At 70.6% G+C, this 6,790-nt stretch carries 10 protein-coding genes; 5 read left to right on the forward strand and 5 right to left on the reverse strand.

Going from position 1 to position 6,790, the window contains the following annotated elements; genetic code table 11:
• The 5 genes from B9H04_RS16925 to B9H04_RS16945 form a co-directional block, all read left to right on the forward strand.
• Positions 1-1,428 (forward strand): phytoene desaturase family protein (locus B9H04_RS16925; protein WP_085682879.1); only part of this gene is annotated, 1,428 nt, incomplete at its 5' end.
• Positions 1,429-1,628: 200 nt separating this feature from the next.
• Entirely contained in the window at positions 1,629-2,429 is an 801-nt protein-coding gene (locus B9H04_RS16930) for a bacteriorhodopsin (RefSeq protein WP_085682882.1), read from the forward strand.
• 105 nt (positions 2,430-2,534) lie between these two features.
• Positions 2,535-2,873, forward strand: a complete 339-nt coding sequence (gene pth2, locus B9H04_RS16935; RefSeq protein ID WP_049932454.1) for a peptidyl-tRNA hydrolase Pth2 — start codon at positions 2,535-2,537, stop codon at positions 2,871-2,873.
• Complete coding sequence (gene truD / locus B9H04_RS16940) at positions 2,874-4,385, forward strand: tRNA pseudouridine(13) synthase TruD (RefSeq protein ID WP_049932453.1); 1,512 nt, start codon at positions 2,874-2,876, stop codon at positions 4,383-4,385.
• Between the two features lie 105 nt (positions 4,386-4,490).
• On the forward strand, positions 4,491-5,045 hold the full coding sequence (locus B9H04_RS16945; protein WP_049932452.1) for a GMP synthase subunit A: 555 nt from the start codon (positions 4,491-4,493) through the stop codon (positions 5,043-5,045).
• 66 nt (positions 5,046-5,111) lie between these two features.
• Here the strand turns inward: B9H04_RS16945 and B9H04_RS16950 are convergent, their stop codons facing one another.
• The 5 genes from B9H04_RS16950 to B9H04_RS16970 form a co-directional block, all read right to left on the reverse strand.
• On the reverse strand, positions 5,112-5,378 hold the full coding sequence (locus tag B9H04_RS16950; RefSeq protein ID WP_085682880.1) for a DUF3194 domain-containing protein: 267 nt from the start codon (positions 5,376-5,378) through the stop codon (positions 5,112-5,114).
• Positions 5,379-5,382: 4 nt separating this feature from the next.
• Positions 5,383-5,769 carry a prefoldin subunit beta gene (locus B9H04_RS16955; RefSeq protein ID WP_008440520.1) on the reverse strand — a complete coding sequence of 129 codons (387 nt, stop codon included), beginning with the start codon at positions 5,767-5,769 and terminating at the stop codon, positions 5,383-5,385.
• 119 nt (positions 5,770-5,888) lie between these two features.
• Positions 5,889-6,140, reverse strand: coding sequence for a KEOPS complex subunit Pcc1 (locus B9H04_RS16960; RefSeq protein WP_085682881.1), 252 nt, complete (start codon positions 6,138-6,140; stop codon positions 5,889-5,891).
• A gap of 28 nt (positions 6,141-6,168) precedes the next feature.
• A complete protein-coding gene (locus B9H04_RS16965; protein ID WP_004049526.1) occupies positions 6,169-6,303 on the reverse strand; it encodes a DNA-directed RNA polymerase subunit P in 135 nt (44 codons plus the stop codon).
• A gap of 4 nt (positions 6,304-6,307) precedes the next feature.
• The gene (locus B9H04_RS16970; RefSeq protein ID WP_049932448.1) at positions 6,308-6,574 is read right to left on the reverse strand and encodes an eL43 family ribosomal protein; all 267 of its coding nucleotides are present in this window, start codon (positions 6,572-6,574) and stop codon (positions 6,308-6,310) included.
• Positions 6,575-6,790: the final 216 nt, after the last annotated feature.

The following is a 6,790-nucleotide window of genomic DNA, read 5'->3' on the forward strand; positions in this document are numbered from 1 at the left end:
GTGTACGAGCGCGCGGAGCGCGTCGGCGGCGTCGCCGGTCGGATCGAACTCGACGGGTTCCGGTTCGACACCGGGCCGTCGTGGTACCTCCTTCCGGACCTGTTCGACCGGTTCTTCGACGACTTCGGTCGGTCGACCGAGGAGTTCTACGACTTGACGCGGCTCGACCCCCACTACCGCGTCTTCTGGGACGACGGCGACAGCGCCGACGTGCCCGCCGATCCCGACGCGGCCGCCGAGCTGTTCGAGTCGTACGAGGCGGGCGCTGGCGAGGCGTTCCGCGAGTACCTCGCCGACGCCGAGCGAGCGTACGAGGCGGGGATGGACCGGTTCGTGCTCCCCGGACGATCGCGGTTCCGGGACTACCTCTCGCTGGACGTCCTCGCCGGGGGACGGGAGCTCGACCTCCTCTCCACGCTCGACGAGACGGTGCGGTCGTACGTCGATCACCCGAAGCTCAGGCAGCTGTTGGAGTACACGCTCGTCTTCCTCGGCGGGTCGCCGCACAACACGCCGGCGCTGTACCAGCTGATGAGCCACGTCGACTACGGGCTCGGCGTCTACTACCCCATGGGCGGGATGTACGAGGTGATCGAGGCGGTCGAGACGGTGGCGCGCGACGCCGGCGCAGACGTTCACACGGGCGTCGAGGTGACGGCGCTGGAGCCGATAGACGGCGGCGTCGAAGTCGAGCTCGGCGGCGACCGCTACGTCCACGACCGGGTCGTCTGTAATGCGCCGCCGGCGCACGTCGAGCGCGAGCTGCTCCCCGACGGCGCCGTCTCGCGGGTCGGCGACTACTGGGACCGGCGGACGTACGGGCCCGCGGCGCACCTGCTGTACCTCGGCGTCGAGGGGGAGCTGCCGGAGCTGGAACACCACACGCTCGCGCTGCCGACGGACTGGGACCCGCACTTCGCGGCGATATTCGACGACCCCGCGTGGCCGACTGGGGAGACGGACCCGGTCGTGTACGTGAACGTGCCCTCGCGCACCGACCCGTCGGTCGCGCCCGACGGCCACGAGGCGGTCGTGACGCTCGTGCCGCTCGCGCCCGGGCTCGACGACACCCCCGAGCGACGGACGGCGCTCAGGGAGCGCGTCCTCGACGCCGTGGCGTCGCGGGCCGGCGCCGACCTCCGCGGCCGGATCGTCGCCGAGGAGTCCGCGTGCGTCTCCGAGTTCGCCGAGCGGTTCGACCAGCCCGGCGGGAGCGCGCTCGGACTCGCGCACACGATGCGACAGACCGGCCCGCTCCGCCCCGGGCCGCGCGTCCGCGGGACCGACCGGCTCTACTACGTCGGCGGGAGCAGCAACCCGGGGATCGGGGTGCCGATGTGCCTGCTCGGCGGCGAACACTGCGCGGCCGCCGTCGAGGCGGACGTCGGCGCTGGCCCGCTGGACCGACTCCCGCTGGTCGGTCGATGACCGCGAGGGACGAAACGATCGTCTGGTATTTAACCGATAAATAAGAATATTTCGAATAATACGAGTCGGTTCCGGAATCTGTTAGAAAAACCTTACCAGTCAGGTTGGTACATTTAATAAATACGCCACGTGATACACACCGTCGCATGATCGAAACAGCAGCGGCCGACATACTCGCAGGCGGAATGGTCCCGCTCGAAATGACCCAAACGCAGATCTTCGAGGCCGTTCAGAGCGACACGCTCCTCGCTTCGTCGCTCTGGATCAACATCCCCCTCGCGGGCCTCTCGATCCTCCTCTTCGTGTACATGGGCCGGAACGTGGAGGACCCGCGCGCGCAACTGATCTTCGTGGCCACGCTGATGGTCCCGCTGGTCTCTATCTCCAGTTACACCGGCCTCGTCTCCGGGCTCACGGTGAGCTTCCTCGAAATGCCGGCCGGCCACGCATTGGCCGGGCAGGAGGTTCTCACCCCGTGGGGCCGGTACCTCACGTGGGCGCTGTCGACGCCGATGATCCTCATCGCGCTCGGCCTGCTGGCCGGGTCGAACACCACGAAGCTGTTCACGGCCGTCGTGGCCGACATCGGGATGTGCGTCACCGGCCTCGCGGCCGCGCTGACGACGTCTTCGTACCTGCTCCGCTGGGTGTGGTACGCGATCAGCTGCGCGTTCTTCGTCGTCGTCCTCTACATCCTGCTCGCCGAGTGGGCCGAGGACGCCGAGATCGCCGGGACGGCGGACATCTTCAATACGCTGAAGGTGCTCACCGTGGTCCTCTGGCTCGGCTACCCGATCTTCTGGGCGCTCGGCGCCGAGGGGTTGGCGGTGCTTGACGTCGCGATCACCTCGTGGGCGTACAGCGGGATGGACATCGTCGCGAAGTACCTCTTCGCGTTCCTCCTGCTCCGGTGGGTCGTCAACAACGAGCGGACGGTCGCCGACGTGGCGTCCGGCCTCGGCTCGGGCTCGCGCAGCGGTGCGGCGCCCGCCGACGACTGAAGCCGGTCGCGTTCTCGCGGATCTTTTTTCGGTCGCTCGCCCGCCAGCGGTCGGCGTGACGACCGAGAGCAAAGCGCTAAACCCGCGGCGGCGGTGAATCGGGACATGAAACAGGCGATCGTCGCGCGGACGGACATCGGGATGGGCGAGGGGAAGCTCGCCGCGCAGGCCGCGCACGCGTCGCTGTCGGCGTATCAGGACGCGAGCGAGCGGGCGCGGAAGAAGTGGCAGGGCGAGGGACAGAAGAAGGTCGTCCTCAAGGGCGACTCCGAGAGCCGGCTGTTCGAGCTGGCCGACAAGGCGGACAGGGAGGGGCTCCCGTACGCGATCGTCCGCGACGCCGGGCACACGCAGTTAGAGCCCGGCACCGTCACCGCGCTCGCGGTCGGGCCGGCCCGCGACGACAGCGTCGACCGCGTGACCGGCGACCTCTCGCTGTACTGAATGGCCCCCGAACGCACCCTCCGCGAGGCGCACCCGACCGAGCGCGCCGTCGGGATCGCGTACTACGTCAGCGACGCCGACGGGATCGGCGGCCGGCTCCGCGAGTCGCCGGAGGACTTTCGGGTCCGGGAGCTGGAGGCGTTCGACGCGGAGCCGCTCGGCGCCGAAGCGGGGAGCTACCCCGAACTCGTCGTCCGGGCGACGCTCCGCGACTGGGACACGAACGACTTCGCGCGCCGGCTCTCGGACGCCCTCGGGATCAGCCGCGAGCGCGTCTCGTGGGCGGGGACGAAGGACAAGCGCGCCGTCACCACGCAGCTGTTCACGGTCCGCGGGGTCGACGCGGACGCGCTCCCCGAGATCCGCGGCGCCGATGTCGAGGCGCTCGGCCGGGCGGGGCGGAGCCTCTCGTTCGGCGACCTCGCCGGCAACGCCTTCGAGATCCGCGTCGCGGACGCGGTCGGGGAGGCACCCGAGCGTGTCGCGGACGCGGTACAAGACCTCCGGGCGTTCGCGGGCGGCGCGGACGGGCCGAACGACTCCTCGACCGGTGAGCGGGCGTTTCCGATCGAGGCGACCGTCGGCGTCCCGAACTACTTCGGCCAGCAGCGCTTCGGCAGCCGGCGACCGGTCACCCACGTCGTCGGGCTCGCGATCGCCCGCGAGGACCCCCGCGAGGCGGTCCGGCTGTACGCGGGTAACCCGGCGGAGACGGAGCCGGACGACACCCGCGCCGCGCGCGACCGTGTGAACGCGGCCTTCGGCGTGAGCGACGGTTCCGGAGCCGACGACGGCTTCGGGGCCGACGGCAGTCCCGGCGACGGCGGTCGCGCCGCCGACGGCACGGGCGACGGCGACTGGGCCGCGTGCCTCGACGCGATCCCCGGGAAGCTCCGGTTCGAGCGGTCGATGGTCCACCGGCTCGCCGACCGCGGCGTCGACCCCGACGCGCCGCCCGACGACGAGGACTGGTGGCACGCGCTGGAGGCCGTTCCCTCGAACCTCCAGCGGCTGTTCGTCAACGCCGCGCAGTCGTTCCTCTTCAACCGGATCATCAGCGAGCGGCTGCGCCGCGGCCTCCCCTTCGACCGCCCCGTCGCCGGCGACGTGGTCTGTTTCGCCGACGGCGACGCGCCCGGGGAGCTGTACGCGCCCGACGCGGACCGGCTCCAGCGGGTCGACGCCGACCGCGTCGACGTGGTCGCTAGGCACTGCGAGCGCGGGCGGGCGTTCGTCACCGCGCCGCTGGTGGGCACCGAGACGGAGCTCGGCGACGGCGAGCCCGGCGAGATCGAACGCGAGGTGCTCGCGGACGCCGGCATCGAGCCGGGGGACTTCGACCTCCCCGGCGAGTTCGACTCCGCGGGCACCCGGCGGGCGATCCTCCTTCGGACCGACCTCGACGCGTCGTTCGCGGACGGCGACCCCCGGTTCGCGTTCGCGCTGCCGAGCGGGTCGTACGCGACCGTGCTGCTCCGCGAGTTCACGAAGCGCGGCCCGCTAGCCCTCTGATCGATCCGCGTTTGTGTATTTTCGTTAACCTCGCGGCGGCGGAAACCACCACGATACTGCGACACGTTCCGAGCCGTTTTTGTGCGGCTGTCGTCAATCGAGGCCATGACCCGAATCGTCGTCATCGACCTCCACGGCCAGTTCACGCACCTCGAACGGCGGGCGCTCCGCGACCTCGGCGTCGACACCGAGATCGTCTCGGCCGACGCGCCGGCCGACGAGGTCGACGCTGACGGGGTCGTCCTCTCGGGCGGGCCCGACATGGACCGCGTCGGGAACGCGCCGGACTACCTCGACCGCGACCTCCCCGTCCTCGGGATCTGCCTCGGAATGCAGCTGATCGCCAGCGAACTCGACGGTGCGGTCGGCGAGGGCGACTACGGCGGCTACGCCGACGTGGACGTGGAGATCGTCGACGACGAGGACCCGCTCGTCGGCTCGCTCGCGCCGGAGACGCGCGTCTGGGCCTCCCACGCCGACGAGGTGACCGAGCTGCCCGACGGGTTCGGTCGCACCGCCACCTCCGACGTCTGCGGCATCGAGGCCATGGCCGACCCGGACGCGGGGCTGTACGGCGTCCAGTGGCACCCGGAGGTCGCGCACACGGAGCGCGGCGAGGAGGTCTTCGAGAACTTCGTCGCGATCTGCGAGTCGGCCTGACGGCGTCGCGCGGACCCGAGGCCCACCGGTAGCGGCGGTGAAAGAACGGAAGAAGACGGCGAGCGCCTACTCGTCGAACAGCTCGTCGACAGCCTCGCCCGCGGTCTCGACCGCCTCCTGCGCGACCGCCTCTCTGTCTGGCCCGGCGTCCGCGGGCGCGTTGAGGTAGACGTCGACGTCGAGGACCCCGTCCTCGAAGGTGACGGTGACGTCGAGATCCGTGACGGCCGACTGGTCGTAGTGTTTGAAAACGATCCCCTCGGCCGCCTCGGCGGCGGTGCGAACGACCTCATCGTCGCTCGGGTCCGAGGCGGCGTCGGCGTCGTCGGCCACGGCCTTACGCGCCGCCGGCGCCCGGGCCGCCCGGTCCCATCGGGCCGCCGCCGCCGGCGCCGCCCTGGAGCATCTGCTGGAGCTCGCTCTGGAGGTCGTCGAACTGCTCCTCAACGCGCTCCTCCTGCTTCGTGAGCTGCTCGACGCGGACCTCGAGCGAGTCGACCTTGTCCTCGAGGTCGTCGTAGGCGGACTCGTAGTCCGTCTCGACGAGGACCTCGCCGATCTCGCGGTACATGCCCGCGTCCTCGTCGACGTCTTCGAGGGCGTCGAGGGCGGTCTTCGACTCGTTGAGCGCGGACTGCGCCTGCTCCTTCTGCTCGGCGACCTGCTGTGCGGTCTCCTGAAGCTCCTGCAGCTCCTCGATCTTCTCCTGTGCCTCGGGCGGCATGTTCCCTTGCATGGGCGGACCGAGGCGGCCCGGACAGAAAAACCCCTTACTTCTCCGACGAGGGACAATTCGCAGCGCAGCGGACTGAAAGGCCGCCGTATCGGCATCTCCGGTGATCCTCAATCGCGGCCGGTACCGACGCGTTCGGCGACGGCGATCAGTCGCGACCAGCTGTTGACGCCGGCGCGCAGCGCCACGAGGTCGTCGGCGAGCACGCGGACCCGGACCGCGTCGCCCTCGCGGTCGACCGTCGCGGTCGAGCGGGCGTCGTCGATCTCGCCGATCTCGGGGCCGAGCGCGTCGGCCACGACCCGTGCGCGCCGCTCGGCGGGGTCGGTGAACGAGAGGACCGTCTCGTGTGCGCGCGTCACGGTCCGAGAGGGAGACGAAAGCGTCGGATTACTCGACGTTCACTTCCTTCACGTCGCCGCCGCGCTCCTTCAGGAGGACGCGGTGGCCGCAGTACGGGCAGCGCACGCCGCCGTACTCGTCGAGGGTGACGTCGCGCTTACAGCGGGAGCACTTGTAGCTCATCGTCCTATTCCTCGTCGGCGAGCGCGGCGCGGATGGAGCGGCGGACGGTGCGACCGCCGGGCGTCTCGGGGCGGTACGCGCCGCCCGTGAACGTCTCGCCGGTCTCCTCGTTGACCCAGATGCCGGTACCCACGCGCTTGACGTCGTCGCCGTCGACGGTCGCGTTGCGCATCTCCTCTTCGATGTCCTGGACCCGCTTGCGGGCGACCCGGCCGTAGCGAGCGCCGAATCGGCCCGCGCTGCCGGTGCTTCGAGCCTTGTCCTCAGCCATAGTAGCCACTCCTACCGCCAGCGCAGGTAAAAAGGCTGCGAGTCGCGGCGGTTGGAAAGTCACGCGCGACGAGAGAAGGCAACCGGATGTGACGGCGGCGCGTGCCTGCGAGCGGCCGGAGCGAAGCGGCGGCCGCGAGGGAGTCAGTCGCCCGAAGCGAAGCGAGGGCGAGTGACGAGGCTGGGGAGGTGTGAGGCACGGGGCGGCGCTGTGCGG

The sequence above is a fragment of the Halorubrum ezzemoulense DSM 17463 genome (assembly GCF_002114285.1).
Taxonomy (GTDB): Archaea; Halobacteriota; Halobacteria; order Halobacteriales; family Haloferacaceae; genus Halorubrum; species Halorubrum ezzemoulense.